Here is a 14,127-nt window from a genome sequence, read left to right as displayed (position 1 = left end):
CCCCGATCGACGGGGGAGAGGAAGGGCGCCGCTTATCTCCGGCGAAATCTCAGAGGCCGTTGTCCTTCAGCACCTGGGCGGCGTTTTCCTTGGTGATCTTCTGCGTCGGCAAGGTGATGGTCTTTTCGACCTTCTCGCCGTTGAGGAACTTGATCGCCTGCCGAAGGCCCTCGGCGCCCGGGGTGACATAGGTGAAGGTCGCCGTCAGCTCGCCCTTGTTCACCATCTGCACGCCTTCGTTGGGCAGGCCGTCGATGCCGATGAACTTGATGTCCTTCTCGCGGCCGACATCCTTGGCGGCAAGATAGGCGCCATAGGCCATCGGGTCGTTGTGGCCGTAGACGAGATCGATCTTCTCGTTGCTCTTCAGCGCGTTGGCCATCAGATTATAGGCCTGGTCCTGCTTCCAGTCGCCCGACTGCTGGTCGAGCAGGTACTTGATGCCCGGCTCCTTGTCGGTGAACTCATGGAAGCCGTCATGGCGGTCATGCGCCGGCTGGGTGCCCATGCCGCCCCAGATCTCGACGACATTGCCCGATGCCTTGCCCTTGCCGCCGAGCAGCTCGACGGCATATTCGCCGGCCGCGCGGCCGATCAGCTTGTTGTCGCCGCCGACGAACTGGGTGTAGTCCTTGGTGTCGACATTGCGGTCGAGCACGAAGACCGGGATCTTGGCGTCGATCGCCTGCTGCACGACCCCGGTCAGGCCGGCCGATTCCTTCGGCGACACCAAGAGCGCATCGACCTCCTGGCGGATCAGGTTCTCGACATCGGCAACCTGCTTCTCGGTCTTGTCCTCGCCGTCGGTGATGATCAGCTCGACCTCGGGGTGCTTGGCGGCCTCGGCCAGTATGTCCTTGTTGAACTGCGCGCGCCAAGGCTCGATGGTCGTCACCTGCGAGAAGCCGATCTTCCACTTCTTGTCCTGGGCCATGGCGTGGCCGGTGGAGAGCAGCGCGGTGGTGGTCAGCAATGCCGCGCCAAGGGCGGCAAGCTTCAGCGTGTCACGTCGTTTCATTTCTTGTTTCCTCCGAGATTGAGAGACCGGGTCTCTTGCGACGGCCGTTTTGCCGCGGCCGTTTCCTTGTGCGCCGCTCCGGGCAGGCGCAGATAGGCTAGGAGATCACCGGCATTGCGCTCCTGCACGAGCACTGTGCCGATGATGATCATCCCCTTCAGCACCAGCTGAAGGTTCGAATTGATGTTGTGGAGCTGCAATATGTTGGACAGCAGCCCGAAGATCAGCACGCCGCAGAATGTCCCCGTGAGGCTGCCGCGCCCACCCATCAGGCTGGTGCCGCCGATGACCACGGCGGCGATGGCGTCGAGCTCCAGGCCGGCGCCGGCATCGGGCTTGCCTTGCCGGTACTGCGCGACATAGAGCACCGCGGCAATGCCGGCGAGCAGGCCCGAAACGGCGTAGGTGACGATCTTGACCCGGCCGGCGGCGATGCCGGAAAGCCTGGCCGCCTCCTCATTGCCGCCGATGGCGTAGACATAGCGGCCGAACGGCGTGAAGCGCAGCACCGCGCCATAGATCAGGATGGCGCCGAGGAAGAACAGGCCGGGCATCGGAATGACGCCGAACACCATCGAGCGCAGCAGCTCGAAATCCTCGGTGGCGTTCGAGCCGGTATAGACCGGCAGCACAGCATTGTTCTGGCCGGCCGTCAGCCGGGCGATGCCCAACGCCGTCACCATCATCGCCAGGGTGACGATGAAGGGCTGCAGCCGCCCGGCAACGATGATGAAGCCGTTGAGCGCACCGAACAGCAGGCCCACGCATGGCGCGACCAGCAGCACGCCGAGGACGCCGAATTTGGGCTCGACCTGCGGCAGCAGGTACCACAGGGAAAGACAGCACAGGACCACGCCGACGATTGCCGGCGTGACCAGGCCGCGGGCGCGGTCCAGCCTTGCGTCGCGCGAGGCATCGGCGCCGGCGCGCGACTTTTCGATATTGAGGAAGATGAAGCGGGTGACGATGAAGCCGAGACAGAGCGCCACCACGGCGACGGTGGGCACGCCAAGCACCACTCCCGGCGTCACGCCCGGAACCGTCAGCAGCATGGCGCAGACCACCGAACAGATGGCCATCAGCGAACCGACGGAAAGATCGATGCCGCCGGTGATGATCACCGCCGTCATGCCGGTGGCGATCAGGCCGGTGGTCGACACCTGGCGCAGCACGTCGAGCAGATTGCCGTAGGACAGGAAGATGTTGTTGCCCTTGGAGCTGACCGGCGAGCCCAGCACGCCGATCAGGAAGATGGCGATGAGGCCCCAATAGAGCTTGGTGCGGGACAGGAGTTTCAAGGCGGTCATGCGGCAGGTCTCGAAATCGTGCGGCGCGGCGCGGCGAGACGCATGATGGCCTCCTCGCTCGCCGCATCGCGGGAAAGGATGCCGGTCTGGCGGCCATCGGCCATCACCAGAATGCGGTCGGAGAGGTGCAGCAGTTCCGGCAATTCGGAGCTGATGACGGCAATGGCCAGCCCGTCGCGCGCAAGCTTGAAGATGAGATCGTAGATCTCGCGCTTGGCGCCGACGTCGATGCCGCGCGTCGGCTCGTCGAGAAGAAGCACGCGCGGCCGTGTCGCCAGCCATTTGCCGATGACGACCTTCTGCTGGTTGCCGCCCGACAGCGTGCCGGCTGGCTGGTCGATGTCCTCGCAGCGTATGCCGAGCGCCCGGACCGCGTGGCGCGCCAGCTCCTGTTCGCCGGCCAGCGAACGGATGCCGAAACGCGCCAGCGATCCGACCAGCGGCAATGCGACGTTGTCTGTAATGGAAGCCTGGAGATGCAGGCCTTGGGTCTTGCGGTCCTCGGTCACCAGCGCAATGCCGAGGCGCCTGGCATCGCGCGGCGAGCGGATCTCGACCGGCGCGCCGTCGAGCCGGATCTCGCCGCCGGTGCGGCCATCGCTCGAGCCGAAGATCGCCTCCAGGATTTCGGTGCGCCCTGAACCCAGCAGCCCGCCAATGCCAAGGATCTCGCCTTCGGCGAGTTCGAGGCTGACTCCGTCGATCACGGTGCGCCAGCCATGGGCGTCGGGTTTCGTCAGCGACAGGTTCTCGACGGAAAGCACGATTTCGCCGCCGGAACGGCGCTCCTCTTCCGAGGAGGCCAGCAGGTCTCGCCCGACCATTGCCGAAATGATGGCGTTCTCGTCGAGCTCGCCCATCGGCCGCGTCAGCACGTGGCGTCCGTCGCGAAACACAGTGACCCTGCCCGCCAGGTGCATGACCTCGTCGATGCGGTGCGAGATGTAGACGATGGCGACGCCGCTGTCGGCAAGCTGGCGGATGATGCGGAACAGCCTCTGGCATTCGGCTGGAGAAAGCGCCGAGGTCGGCTCGTCCATGATCAGGATGCGCGCCGACATCGACAGCGCCTTGGCGATCTCGACCAGTTGCTGTTCGCCGACGCGCAAGGTGCCGACACGGGCTTCCGGGTCGAGCTCGATGCCCAGCCGCTGCAGAAGGGCGCTGGCGGCGCGGCTGCTCGCCTTGCGGTCGACGATCAGCCCGGCGATCAGCTTCTCGCGTCCGAGAAAGATGTTGTCGGCGACGCTGAGTTCGGGAACCAGATTGAGCTCCTGGTGGATGATGGCAATGCCGGCGGCCTCGGCGTCGCGCACGCCGGCAAAATTCGCGGCTACGCCGTCGACGCGAACCGTGCCGTCGTAGCCGGTGTAGACACCGGAAAGGATTTTCATCAGCGTCGACTTGCCGGCGCCGTTCTCGCCCATCAAGGCGTGGACTTCGCCGCGCCGCAGCTCGAAACCGACGTCGACCAAGGCGGCAATGCCGCCGAAGCTCTTGGATACGTGCTCAGCGCTTAGGACGACATCCGAACGATCCGCCGCAACATCCCGACGCGCGATGGAATTTCCGTGCTCCATGACAAAGGCGGCCTCCCTTCCGTCGTCGTCTGACCCTCATGAACGCTATTCTAAACGTTTCGATCCTGTCAAGCTTCTATCTGGTGACGTGAGATTGGCTCATTTCAATTCTTGCGAAAAACCGCGATATTCCGTAGGTATGATGCATAGAGAGGCGGCGAAACGTTTCGAAAATGGCAGGGCCAAGCAAGACAAGGCAGCGAAAATCGACGGCGCCGACCATGCTTCACGTGGCCGAAGCGGCGCGCGTGTCGGTCGCCACGGTTTCGGCGCTGATCAACGGCACGGCGACCGTCAGTCCGGAGCTCAGCCAGCGCATCGAGCAGGCGATCCGCGATATCGGCTACAAGCGCAATGCGATCGCCCGCAGCCTGAAAATGGGCACAACGCGCACCATTGGATTGACTGTCCCGCACATCACCAATCCGTTCTTCACCGATGTCGTGTCAGTCATCCAGCAGGCCTTCGACCGCGCCGGCTATGCGGTCATGCTGTGCTGCACGGACGAGGACCTCAACACCCAGGACGACCAGATCAGGCTGCTGCTCGACCGTATGGTCGACGGGCTGATCGTGGCGCGGGTCGGCGATGGGACGATCCTCAAGCGCATCGTCGACGACGCCAACGTGCCGGTCGTCCTGCTTGACCGCATCTGCGATGGTGTCGACACGGATGCCGTGGTGCTCGACAACCAGCGCGCCGTGTTCGACGCCATCACCTACCTGATACATCTCGGGCACCGGCGCATCGGCTACATCACCGGAACGTCGGATATCTCACCGATGCATGATCGCATGGCCGGATATCGCGAAGCGCTTCAGGCAGCCGGCCTGCCGGTCGCCGAGGAGCTGGTACGTTCCGGCAATTTTCACGAGATCGACGGCTATAACGCGGCCATGCAGCTGTTGTCGCTGCACGACAGGCCGAGCGCGATCTTCTCAGCCAACAATCCGATGGTGATCGGCACCATGAAGGCGATCCGCGATATCGGCCTGTCCTGCCCGGAAGATGTTTCGATCGCCTGTTTCGACGATTTTCCGTGGTCGGACGTGTTTGTCCCGCAACTGACCACGGTGGCGCAGCCGGTGCAGGCGATCGGCGAACAGGCGGCCAATTTGCTGCTCGACCGCCTTGCCGGAAATCGCGACGCGCCGCCGCGCAAGCTGGTGCTCAAGGGCCGGCTGATGATCCGCAATTCATGCCGACCGCTGGGAGCGGTGGCGCAGAGTGTGAGTGCGTAGAGCGGTTCAGTGGTTGAATCGCTATCGGCAAGCGCCGAGCTGGAAATCTCACGCCGCTTGCGACAGCGATTTGTGGGCGTCGGCCAGGATTTCGAAGGACCTCACCCGAGCCGCATGATCGAATATCTGCGCGGTGACCATCAATTCGTCGGCGCCGGTGCGGCGAACGAAGGCGTCGATGCCTTGCCGCACCGTTTCCGGCGAGCCGACGACGGCGCAGGACAGCGCTTGGCCGAGCATGGACTTGGCCATCGGATCGAGATCGCGGTCATAGTTCTCGACCGGTGGCGGCAATTTTCCGGGGCGGCCGGTGCGCAGATTGACGAAAGCCTGCTGCAGCGAGGTGAACAGCAGTCGTGCCTCAGTGTCGGTGGGCGCCGCAAAGACGTTGAGGCCGAGCATGACATAGGGCTTGTCGAGCTGTTCCGACGGCTGGAAGCGGGAGCGGTAGATGTCCAGCGCATGGTCTAGCTCGGCCGGCGCGAAATGCGAAGCGAAGGCGTAGGGCAGGCCGAGCATGGCGGCAAGCTGCGCGCCATACAGGCTGGAGCCGAGGATCCAGACCGGCACGGTCTGGCCTTCACCCGGCACGGCGCGCAGCCGCTGGCCCTCTTCCGCCGGCAGGAAATAGCCCATCAGCTCGACGACGTCCTGCGGAAAATTGTCGGCACCGGCCTCGAGATTGCGGCGCAAGGCGCGCGCCGTGTTCATGTCCGTGCCGGGCGCCCTGCCGAGGCCGAGATCGATGCGGCCGGGGAACAAGGCGGCCAGCGTGCCGAACTGCTCGGCGATGACCAGCGGCGAGTGATTGGGCAACATGATGCCGCCGGCGCCGACGCGAATGGTCTTGGTGCCGCCCGCGACATGGGCAATGACGACCGAGGTGGCGGCACTTGCGATGCCCGGCATGTTATGATGCTCGGCCAGCCAATAGCGCTTGTAGCCCAGCCGCTCGGCATGGCGGGCAAGATCGAGCGAATTGGCCAGCGACTGCGAGGCATCGCTGCCTTCGACGATCGGCGACAGGTCGAGGACGGAAAGGGCTGCCATGTCAGGTCTCCACGAGGTTTATCTCAAGCACCCTGCCTCGAAGGCCGTGCGGTCGGGAATGAGGATGCCAAGCCGCCCCCGAGCGCATCGGCAAATCCGCTGGCCGCGGCCATGCGTTTCTGCTCGGCGGGGCTGCCGCGATGATGGACAGGAAATGCAATCCCGGATCTGTCGACGCCAAATGTTGGCGACGCGCCCAGCCGCGCATCGCGCAAGCCGGCATGGCCGATGCGAGCGAAACAGTCGTCGAGGTCGAAGGAAGCATCGCTCATGGGAAGGGCACCGGCCATTGGACCGGCCGGATATAGGCATTCGAGCCAGGCGCCGCAAACCAGACGCGCGGCTTTATGCCGGAGCCTTACCTTCCTCGGTGGCCTCATCTTCCACCGCCGAGAGATGTTGTGCCGCCAGGAAGTTGCCGACATGGCTCAGACCGTCGAAGTGATCGCAGAACACCTTGATGAGGACCAGCAGCGGCACCGCCATCAGCGCGCCGACAAAGCCCCATAGCCATGACCAGAAGGCAATGGCGATGAAGATCGCCACGGCGTTGATCTCGAGCCGCCGGCCGACAACCATCGGCGTTACGAATTGGCCTTCGACGATGTCGCACAAAAGCAGGAAGGCAGGCGCCAACAACGCATAGGAGATCGTGTCGAAGCTGATCAGCGCGATGATCGTGACCACGATGAGCGTGATCATGGCACCGACATAGGGCAGGAAATTAAGCAGAGCGGCCGTGGCGCCCCAGACGAGCGGGTTGGGCATGCCGAGTGCCCACAGACCAAGGCCAATGATCGTGCCGAGGCCGATATTGATGATGGTGACGGTGAGCAGATAGTGCGAGATTTCCCGTTCCACGTCGTAAACGACCCGCAGCGCCCGCTTCTTCTCGGTGAGGCTGGCGAAGGACTGGATGATCTTTTCATAGAACATCGTGCCTGAAGCAAGCAGGAACAGCGACAGCACGAAGATGATGGTCAGGCTTGTTCCCGCCGAAAGAATGTTCGAGGCCGCCGACGACAGGAAGCCAGACTGGGCTACCGCGACTTTCTGTATGCCCGGCTCCTGCGACGTCTCGGTGAGGCCTTCGATCTGATGTGTAACCTCCATCATCCTCTCGAGCGGAGGTCGCAAATGCGCCAGCCGCTCGGTCAGCCGCTGGCCGATCGACGAAGTGTTGTTGATGAGATCGATCACCGGGCCGCTCAGCAGGTAGCCGGCGCTGGCGAAGAGGCAGAGGGACAGAAGCACCAGAAGCGTCGCCGAAATCACCTCGGGTATGCCGCGCTTGCGCAGAAGCCTGACGATCGGCGTCAGCGTCAATGCCAGCAGAAAGGCCAGTATGACCGGCATGAAGAAGGCACGGGCGAAATAGAGCGCGTAGATGGCCATGAAGATGAAGATGCCGACGAGCAGCGAGCGTATCAGATGCGTGTCGGCGCGGGCGGCGATGCGCGCCTCTTCTGCTTCGGAAACGCCCGCGACCGAAGCGGTGGGGTCAGCTTTCATCACGGTCCCTCGGCGGCGCACCGCAATTGGCGCAACCGCTGAGAAAACGCCCCTGCCGGTCCAAGGTTCCGTGAGCCGGCGTTGACGGCGAGCCCACGAGGCCCGCCGTCGCGGTTATTGTTCCCGCGCAATTTTTCGCGGAAGTGCAACACTACGCGGCAGGCGCCGGGGCCGGGACGGCGTCAGCCGTTTCCTTGCGCACGATCGGCGCCACCCTGGTGCCGTAGAGTTCAATCGCCTTCATGACCTTGGCATGCGGCATGATGCCGATCGCCATCTGCAGCAAAAAGCGGTCGTTGCCGAAGATCTTGTGCTGGGTGACGATCTTCTCGGCCACCTGCTCGGGATTGCCGACGAACAAGGCGCCGCTCGGGCCGCGTGACTGGTCGAAATGCGCCCGCGAGGTCGGACCCCAGCCGCGCTCGCGGCCGATGCGGTTCATCACCTCGGCCTGTGGGCCATAGAAATCGTCGGCCGCCTTCTCGGTCGTGTCGGCGATGAAGCCGTGGACGTTGATGCTGGTGGCAAGACCCTTCGGATCGGCGCCCGCGCGCCTGGCGGCCTCGCGGTAGAGGTCAAACAGCGGCGCGAACCGCGCCGGCTCGCCGCCGATGATGGCGAGCGCCAGCGGCAGGCCGAGCGCGCCCGCGCGGGCGGCGGACTGCGGCGTGCCGCCGATGGCGATCCAGATCGGCAGTTTTTCCTGCAAGGGGCGTGGGTAGACGCCGCGATCGTTGATCGGCGCGCGCAGATTGCCCGACCAGGTGATCTTCACCTGATCGCGAATGGCGAGCAGCAGGTCGAGCTTTTCGGCGAACAGCTCGTCATAATCCTCAAGATTGTAGCCGAACAGCGGAAAGGACTCGATGAACGAGCCGCGCCCGGCCATGATTTCGGCCCGGCCGCCGGAAAGCAGGTCGAGCGTGGCGAATTGCTGGAAGACGCGGACCGGATCGTCCGAGGACAGGACAGTGACGGCGCTGGTCAGTTTTATGCGTTTGGTGTGCTCGGCCGCCGCGGCCAGAGCCACGACAGGCGCGGACGCGGCATAGTCCGGCCGGTGATGCTCGCCGAGGCCGAAAACGTCGAGGCCGACCTGATCGGCCAGTTCGATCTCCTCGATCAGGTTGCGCAGCCGCTCGTGCGGGCCGATTGCGCCGGGGCCCGGCTGCGGGCTGACGTCGGCGAAAGTGTAGAGACCGAGTTCCATCTGGTGTCATCCTGGCGTTTGATTTTCGCGCTAGAGGTAGCGATCAGCCCGTATCACCACCAGAGGGTCTGACTGCGAACAGTGCGTGTCCGTTTCGGCCGCGAAGGCGTCTCCCGGCTGCAACAGCACGGAATTTCATGGCTGGCATACCGTTTTGGCGCTTGAACTCCCGGTTTTCGCGCGTATGTAAGCGTCGCGAATTGACTTCAGGGAAGTGGACTTGGCTATCTACAGGGAAAAAGACATTTTCGAGCGGCGCAACGCCGCGAACGAGGCAAAGAAGGCGCTTCTGGAGCGCTTCAAGTCGAAGCCGGCGGCGGACGATCCCGCGGTGCTGGCGCGACAGGCCGAACGCAAGGCTATCCTTGCGGCGCGTGAGATACGCGAGGCCGAGAAGGCGAGGCTGAAGCAGGAAAGGCTGGCACGCGAGGCAATCGAGAAGGCCGAGCGCGAGGCCGCAGCCGAAGCCGCGCGGGTCGCGGCCGAAGAGGCGGCGCAGGCGGAAGCCAGGATTCGGGAAGCCGAAGAGGCCGAGCGCATCGCGCGTCTGCTGGCCGACGAGGCCGAGCGCAAGGCGAAGCGCGACGCGCGCTATGCGGCGCGCAAGGCGCGCACCGGCAGGACACCGCCAGGCTTTACCGGCCGCTAGCCTCAGACCGCCGGAGCAAGCTGCTTCGAGGATCAGGGTCGCTGCGAAGCGGCCCTGCATGCGTTTGTCCGCGCGCCAATTCATGCGATTGCCGACGCCATTCGTGATGCGACTTTCGCAAAATTGCTCTGTTTGCTTCGACGCAATTCCGGATGGAAAACCGCTTCGCTTCCTGGATTGCTTTACGCCGCGAATTTCAGCCCCATAATGCCGCAGACGATGAGCGCGATGCAGGCGAGCCTGATGACGGTCGCCGGCTCGCCGAGCAGCCAGATACCGAGCAGCGCCGTGCCGACCGTGCCGATGCCGGTCCACACCGCATAGGCGGTGCCGACGGGCAGCGCTTTCAGCGCCAGTCCAAGCAGCGTGAGGCTGACGATCATCGAGGCGACCGTGAGCACGGTCGGGACGAGGCGGGTGAATCCGTCGGTATATTTGAGGCCGATTGCCCAGCCGATCTCGAACAGGCCGGCGAAAAACAGAAAAATCCATGACATGGGGAACGCTCCATCCAAGCATCGCACCGACGTCCGTTCAGGACGATGCAATGCGCGATCGACCGAGCACCGCGGCAGCCGATGCCCTATCAGACAGTGGGCGGGTCGTCCCGACCGGATTTCAGGAGATGTGGGGTCGTCCCCGCACCAGATATAGGGTGTCTTAACGCCCGATCAACAAACTGCCGGCGGTGTTCCGAACGCCGCCGGCGAACTCCATCCGAGGCACGCGACTATTTTTCCTTGAGCCTCGTTGCCTTGACCGGCGGCGCCTTGAGCGTGGGAGCAGCGGCCGGCTTCTTGGCGTCCTTCTTTGGCTTGCGGGCCTCCTTGCCTGCTTTCATCGCACCTTTTGCCATGATTCGTTCCTCCAGTTGCGGGAGGCGAAGTGAAACAAGAGAAATGCCTCTAGGCAAGGGGCTGTTCGCGGCCATGGCCGCGAAAACCGGCAACCTGTTTCGGCGGCCTTATGAATCCGAACCGGCGCGCAGCGACTTGAACGGACGGGGTATTGGTGCGTCGCGATGGCCGCGAAATTTCGGCGGGCCCGCAGCATGATCTCAAGGAAATCGGCTCCCACTTTTCCTGCAATTGCTCTAGACTTCGCGTGTCGGACAGGACGACAGGGAAGCAATGGCGGGGCATGGCGGCTCTCGAACGGTCATCTACGCGGCGCTCGCCGGCAATCTCGCGATCGCGCTGACCAAATTCGTCGCAGCCTTCTTCACCGGCAGTTCGGCGATGTTTTCGGAAGGCGTGCATTCGCTGGTCGATACCGGCAATGGTAGCCTGCTGCTTTATGGCATGCATCGCGCCGCACGCCCGGCCACCCGCGCGCATCCGCTCGGCCATGGCCGCGAGCTCTACTTCTGGAGCTTCATCGTGGCGCTTCTCGTCTTCGCGCTCGGCGCCGGCGTATCGTTCTACGAAGGCGTGACGCACATCATTGCGCCCGAACCGGCCGCCAATGTCAGGGTCAACTACATCGTGCTCGGCCTGTCGTTTCTGTTCGAGGGCAGCTCATGGCTGGTGGCGCTGAGGGAATTCCGCCGGCAGAAGGGCCAGCAGGGCTGGCTGCAGGCCGTGCAATCGAGCAAGGATCCAAGCGTCTACACAGTGCTGTTCGAGGACAGTGCCGCGCTTCTCGGCCTGATCGTCGCCTTTGCCGGCATATTGGCGGCGGAGATTTTCGAGATGCCGGAACTGGACGGCGCCGCCTCGATCGGCATTGCGCTGATCCTGGGTGCGACCGCGGCCTTCCTGGCGCGCGAGAGCAAGGGGCTGCTCATCGGCGAGCCTGCTTCGCCCGCGGTGCAGAAAGAAGTGCTGGCGATCGCGCAGCAGGATCCGGCGGTGCAGCGGGCGAACGGCGTCCTGACGGTCCACCTGGGGCCGGAAGAAATCGTTGCCGGCCTGAGCATCGAATTCGAGGACCATCTGTCCGCGCCGGAAATCGAAGCCTGCGTCGAGCGCCTCGAAGCGCAGCTAAGGAAGGAAATGCCCGAGATCACCCGGCTGTTCGTCAAGCCGCAGACGTCAGGCACCTGGGAACAGCGACGCAAGCTGATCGAATCAGCATCCGAATAGACTTTGAGCATAGCCTCGAAACCCGCGTTCCATTCCTCGGGATCATGCCTCTGGATCAGCGTCGCGTCGTTGCCTTGCGCCGCTGCGCCGCTAAAATCAGCCGATCGAGTTTTGGAGGACTGATTATGAAGATCGACGGCGGCTGTCATTGTGGTGCCATCACCTATGAGGCGGAGGTCGAACCGGAAAAGACCTCGATCTGCCATTGTACCGATTGCCAACAGTTGACCGGTACGGCCTTTCGCGTCACCGTTCCGGCGTCTGAAGATCACTACCGGATCACAAAGGGTACACCGAAGGTCTACATCAAGACCGTGGCAAGCGGCGCCAAGCGCGTCCAGGCCTTTTGCGCCGACTGCGGCTCGCACCTTTACGCCACGTCGGTCGGAGATGGCCCAAAGGTCTACGGCATTCGAGTGGGAACCGCGCGGCAACGCCAGGATTTGATTCCGACACTGCAAAAATGGCACCGCTCGGCGCTTCACTGGCTACCTGAATTTCACGGCATGGCCACAGTGGAGGAGCAGTAGCGCCGTCCGGTGCGGCGCCTCATTCGTCGCCTTCGACGACCCTCAGCCTGAGCTGGCCGGTCTTTGAATCGGCAACGCGTGGGGAATCGACAACGCGCGGGCCGGGTTCCGGCTTCGCAGGGGCTGGTGACGCCATGTCAGGGTCGGCATCGCCTCCGGGCTGCGCCCCAAACTCCAGAGCTTCGATCTTCTGGCCGCGTTTGGTCACCTTCGACGTCGAGACGAGGATGTCGTCTATATCCTTGGCCGACTGGGCAAAATGGCCCTGCAATTTGCGCACCCGCTCGTCGACGCGCGAAACATCCTCCATCAGCCGGATCACCTCGCCCTGGATCAGGTGTGCCTGCTCGCGCATACGGGCATCCTTCAGGATCGCCTGGATGACCTGGATCGACAGCATCAGGAGCGACGGCGAGACGATGACGACGCGGGCGCGGTGCGCCTTCTGCACCACCGCCTCGAAATTTTCGTGGATCTCGGCAAACACCGATTCCGACGGCACGAACATGAAGGCGGTATCCTGCGTCTCGCCCTGGATCAGATATTTATCCGCGATATCGCGGACATGCACCTCGATGTCGCGGCGGAAGGCCTGCGACGCGACCTTCTGCTGTTCGGCGCCTTCGGCGGCGCGGATGGCGTTCCAGGCTTCCAGCGGAAACTTGGCGTCGACGGCAAGCGCCGGCGCGCCGTTGGGCATCTTCACCAGGCAATCGGGACGGCTGCCGTTGGACAAGGTCGCCTGGAACTCGTAGGCGCCGTGCGGCAGACCGTCGGCGACGATCGCTTCCATGCGCGACTGGCCGAAGGCGCCGCGCGTCTGCTTGTTGGAGAGGATCGCCTGCAATTGCACGACCTGGCCGGCGAGCGACTGGATGTTGCCTTGCGCGGTGTCGATGACGGCCAGCCGCTCCTGCAATTTGGCCAGGCTCTCATGAGTGGATTTGGTTTGCTCGGTCATGGTCTGGCCGAGGCGGCCGGTCATGGCATCGAGGCGCTGGCCGATCGATTGCGTCAGTTCCGCCTGCCGCGCGCCGAAGACTTCCGCGATGGCGCCCATGCGGCCCTGCATCTCGGCTTGGCTTTGCAATATGCCGGCCATCCGCGCCTCGGCGTCGCGGGCATGGTCGGCGGCTTCGGCAGCGGCCACGGCGCGCGCCTTGGCCGAGCGCCACAGCGCGACGACAAGCGCCACGAACAGGCCAAGAAACACAAAGGCCCCGAACGCCAGCGCATGGCCGAGCGTGATCGTGGTCGCGCCAAGCCGGGCGACAGGTTCCGAAAGGATGGATGTCAGGTCGTTCATGCACACAGCATAGACGATTCGGCCGGCCAGCACAGATCAAAACGTGAACGATCCCCCGGCGTACCGGTTGACGCCCTTTATTCAAGGTCTTAGGTGAGACGCCATGCCGATCAAGCCGCTCATCATCCTTCCCGACCCCATCCTGCGCCAGGTTTCCAAGCCGGTGGAGCGCGTCGACGCGCCCTTGCGCAAACTGGCCGACGACATGCTGGCGACCATGTATGACGCGCCCGGCATCGGGCTGGCCGCGATCCAGATCGGCGAGCCGCTGCGCATGCTGGTGATCGACCTCGCCAAGGAGGACGAGACGCCGGCGCCGCATGTCTTCATCAATCCCGAAATCCTGGAAAGCGCCGACAAGCGCTCCGTCTACGAGGAAGGCTGCCTGTCGATTCCCGACTATTATGCCGAGGTCGAACGCCCGGCTTCCGTGCGGGTCAAGTATCTCGACCGCGACGGCAAGCTGCAGGAGATGGAGGCCGAGGGGCTGATGGCAACCTGCCTGCAGCATGAGATCGACCATCTCAACGGCGTGCTGTTCATCGACCACATTTCGAAGCTGAAGCGCGACATGGTGGTGAAGAAGTTCAAGAAGCTGGCCAAGGACAAGGCTCCGGGCAAGCTGGTGGGATAGGGGACA

15 protein-coding genes are annotated in these 14,127 nt (G+C 63.7%); 5 read left to right on the top strand and 10 right to left on the bottom strand.

Features of this window, described 5'->3' with window-relative positions; all coding sequences use genetic code 11:
• Positions 1-49: 49 nt before the first annotated feature.
• Genes FJ940_RS03600 through FJ940_RS03590 form a run of 3 tightly spaced genes read right to left on the bottom strand, consistent with a single transcriptional unit; the run spans position 50 to position 3,905 of the window.
• Entirely contained in the window at positions 50-1,018 is a 969-nt protein-coding gene (locus FJ940_RS03600; RefSeq protein ID WP_140491405.1) for a substrate-binding domain-containing protein, read from the bottom strand.
• Entirely contained in the window at positions 1,015-2,325 is a 1,311-nt protein-coding gene (locus tag FJ940_RS03595; protein ID WP_140554626.1) for an ABC transporter permease, read from the bottom strand. Before FJ940_RS03595 ends, FJ940_RS03600 begins: the two co-directional genes overlap by 4 nt.
• Positions 2,322-3,905 (bottom strand): sugar ABC transporter ATP-binding protein, encoded by a 1,584-nt coding sequence (locus tag FJ940_RS03590; RefSeq protein ID WP_140655302.1) that lies wholly within the window; start codon positions 3,903-3,905, stop codon positions 2,322-2,324. Before FJ940_RS03590 ends, FJ940_RS03595 begins: the two co-directional genes overlap by 4 nt.
• Before the next feature lie 221 nt (positions 3,906-4,126).
• Between FJ940_RS03590 and FJ940_RS03585 the strand changes: the two genes are divergently transcribed.
• Positions 4,127-5,146 (top strand): LacI family DNA-binding transcriptional regulator, encoded by a 1,020-nt coding sequence (locus FJ940_RS03585; RefSeq protein ID WP_140491411.1) that lies wholly within the window; start codon positions 4,127-4,129, stop codon positions 5,144-5,146.
• A 48-nt stretch (positions 5,147-5,194) separates the two neighbouring features.
• On the opposite strand, the gene FJ940_RS03580 is transcribed toward FJ940_RS03585, so the two are convergent.
• From FJ940_RS03580 to FJ940_RS03565, 4 genes are all read right to left on the bottom strand, one after another.
• Positions 5,195-6,196 carry an LLM class flavin-dependent oxidoreductase gene (locus tag FJ940_RS03580; RefSeq protein WP_140524214.1) on the bottom strand — a complete coding sequence of 334 codons (1,002 nt, stop codon included), beginning with the start codon at positions 6,194-6,196 and terminating at the stop codon, positions 5,195-5,197.
• Positions 6,197-6,219: 23 nt separating this feature from the next.
• Positions 6,220-6,468 (bottom strand): hypothetical protein, encoded by a 249-nt coding sequence (locus FJ940_RS03575; protein ID WP_140655300.1) that lies wholly within the window; start codon positions 6,466-6,468, stop codon positions 6,220-6,222.
• A 73-nt stretch (positions 6,469-6,541) separates the two neighbouring features.
• Positions 6,542-7,708, bottom strand: a complete 1,167-nt coding sequence (locus tag FJ940_RS03570) for an AI-2E family transporter (protein ID WP_140491417.1) — start codon at positions 7,706-7,708, stop codon at positions 6,542-6,544.
• Positions 7,709-7,859: 151 nt separating this feature from the next.
• Positions 7,860-8,918 carry an LLM class flavin-dependent oxidoreductase gene (locus FJ940_RS03565; RefSeq protein ID WP_140655297.1) on the bottom strand — a complete coding sequence of 353 codons (1,059 nt, stop codon included), beginning with the start codon at positions 8,916-8,918 and terminating at the stop codon, positions 7,860-7,862.
• 220 nt (positions 8,919-9,138) lie between these two features.
• On the opposite strand from FJ940_RS03565, the gene FJ940_RS03560 reads away from it, so the two are divergent.
• The gene (locus FJ940_RS03560; protein WP_140491421.1) at positions 9,139-9,567 is read left to right on the top strand and encodes a DUF6481 family protein; all 429 of its coding nucleotides are present in this window, start codon (positions 9,139-9,141) and stop codon (positions 9,565-9,567) included.
• A gap of 182 nt (positions 9,568-9,749) precedes the next feature.
• Here the strand turns inward: FJ940_RS03560 and sugE are convergent, their stop codons facing one another.
• Both sugE and FJ940_RS28950 read right to left on the bottom strand, forming a co-directional pair.
• The gene (gene sugE, locus FJ940_RS03555) at positions 9,750-10,064 is read right to left on the bottom strand and encodes a quaternary ammonium compound efflux SMR transporter SugE (RefSeq protein WP_140491423.1); all 315 of its coding nucleotides are present in this window, start codon (positions 10,062-10,064) and stop codon (positions 9,750-9,752) included.
• Between the two features lie 233 nt (positions 10,065-10,297).
• Complete coding sequence (locus FJ940_RS28950; protein WP_140491427.1) at positions 10,298-10,423, bottom strand: hypothetical protein; 126 nt, start codon at positions 10,421-10,423, stop codon at positions 10,298-10,300.
• A 274-nt stretch (positions 10,424-10,697) separates the two neighbouring features.
• Here FJ940_RS28950 and FJ940_RS03545 point away from each other — a divergent pair, with 274 nt between their 5' ends.
• Both FJ940_RS03545 and FJ940_RS03540 read left to right on the top strand, forming a co-directional pair.
• Positions 10,698-11,651, top strand: a complete 954-nt coding sequence (locus tag FJ940_RS03545; protein WP_140514327.1) for a cation diffusion facilitator family transporter — start codon at positions 10,698-10,700, stop codon at positions 11,649-11,651.
• A 125-nt stretch (positions 11,652-11,776) separates the two neighbouring features.
• Positions 11,777-12,181, top strand: a complete 405-nt coding sequence (locus FJ940_RS03540) for a GFA family protein (protein ID WP_140563645.1) — start codon at positions 11,777-11,779, stop codon at positions 12,179-12,181.
• 19 nt (positions 12,182-12,200) lie between these two features.
• Here FJ940_RS03540 and FJ940_RS03535 read toward each other — a convergent pair whose 3' ends face one another.
• Positions 12,201-13,487, bottom strand: coding sequence for a DNA recombination protein RmuC (locus FJ940_RS03535; RefSeq protein ID WP_140491433.1), 1,287 nt, complete (start codon positions 13,485-13,487; stop codon positions 12,201-12,203).
• A gap of 103 nt (positions 13,488-13,590) precedes the next feature.
• Here FJ940_RS03535 and def point away from each other — a divergent pair, with 103 nt between their 5' ends.
• A complete protein-coding gene (def, locus tag FJ940_RS03530) occupies positions 13,591-14,121 on the top strand; it encodes a peptide deformylase (protein ID WP_140655295.1) in 531 nt (176 codons plus the stop codon).
• Positions 14,122-14,127: the final 6 nt, after the last annotated feature.

The organism is Mesorhizobium sp. B2-3-7, assembly GCF_006442695.1.
In the GTDB taxonomy this organism is placed as follows: domain Bacteria; phylum Pseudomonadota; class Alphaproteobacteria; order Rhizobiales; family Rhizobiaceae; genus Mesorhizobium.
The sequence above is the reverse complement of the archived record's forward strand: the minus strand, read 5'-3'. Positions and strand labels throughout refer to the sequence as shown.

Coding starts and splice junctions, on each gene's coding strand:
- FJ940_RS28950 (WP_140491427.1), bottom strand. CDS start 10,423: ATGGCAAAAGGTGCGATGAAAGCAGGCAAGGAGGCCCGCAAGCCAAAG.
- FJ940_RS03585 (WP_140491411.1), top strand. CDS start 4,127: ATGCTTCACGTGGCCGAAGCGGCGCGCGTGTCGGTCGCCACGGTTTCG.
- FJ940_RS03540 (WP_140563645.1), top strand. CDS start 11,777: ATGAAGATCGACGGCGGCTGTCATTGTGGTGCCATCACCTATGAGGCG.
- FJ940_RS03590 (WP_140655302.1), bottom strand. CDS start 3,905: ATGGAGCACGGAAATTCCATCGCGCGTCGGGATGTTGCGGCGGATCGT.
- FJ940_RS03535 (WP_140491433.1), bottom strand. CDS start 13,487: ATGAACGACCTGACATCCATCCTTTCGGAACCTGTCGCCCGGCTTGGC.
- def (WP_140655295.1), top strand. CDS start 13,591: ATGCCGATCAAGCCGCTCATCATCCTTCCCGACCCCATCCTGCGCCAG.
- sugE (WP_140491423.1), bottom strand. CDS start 10,064: ATGTCATGGATTTTTCTGTTTTTCGCCGGCCTGTTCGAGATCGGCTGG.
- FJ940_RS03595 (WP_140554626.1), bottom strand. CDS start 2,325: ATGACCGCCTTGAAACTCCTGTCCCGCACCAAGCTCTATTGGGGCCTC.
- FJ940_RS03575 (WP_140655300.1), bottom strand. CDS start 6,468: ATGAGCGATGCTTCCTTCGACCTCGACGACTGTTTCGCTCGCATCGGC.
- FJ940_RS03545 (WP_140514327.1), top strand. CDS start 10,698: ATGGCGGGGCATGGCGGCTCTCGAACGGTCATCTACGCGGCGCTCGCC.
- FJ940_RS03570 (WP_140491417.1), bottom strand. CDS start 7,708: ATGAAAGCTGACCCCACCGCTTCGGTCGCGGGCGTTTCCGAAGCAGAA.
- FJ940_RS03565 (WP_140655297.1), bottom strand. CDS start 8,918: ATGGAACTCGGTCTCTACACTTTCGCCGACGTCAGCCCGCAGCCGGGC.
- FJ940_RS03600 (WP_140491405.1), bottom strand. CDS start 1,018: ATGAAACGACGTGACACGCTGAAGCTTGCCGCCCTTGGCGCGGCATTG.
- FJ940_RS03580 (WP_140524214.1), bottom strand. CDS start 6,196: ATGGCAGCCCTTTCCGTCCTCGACCTGTCGCCGATCGTCGAAGGCAGC.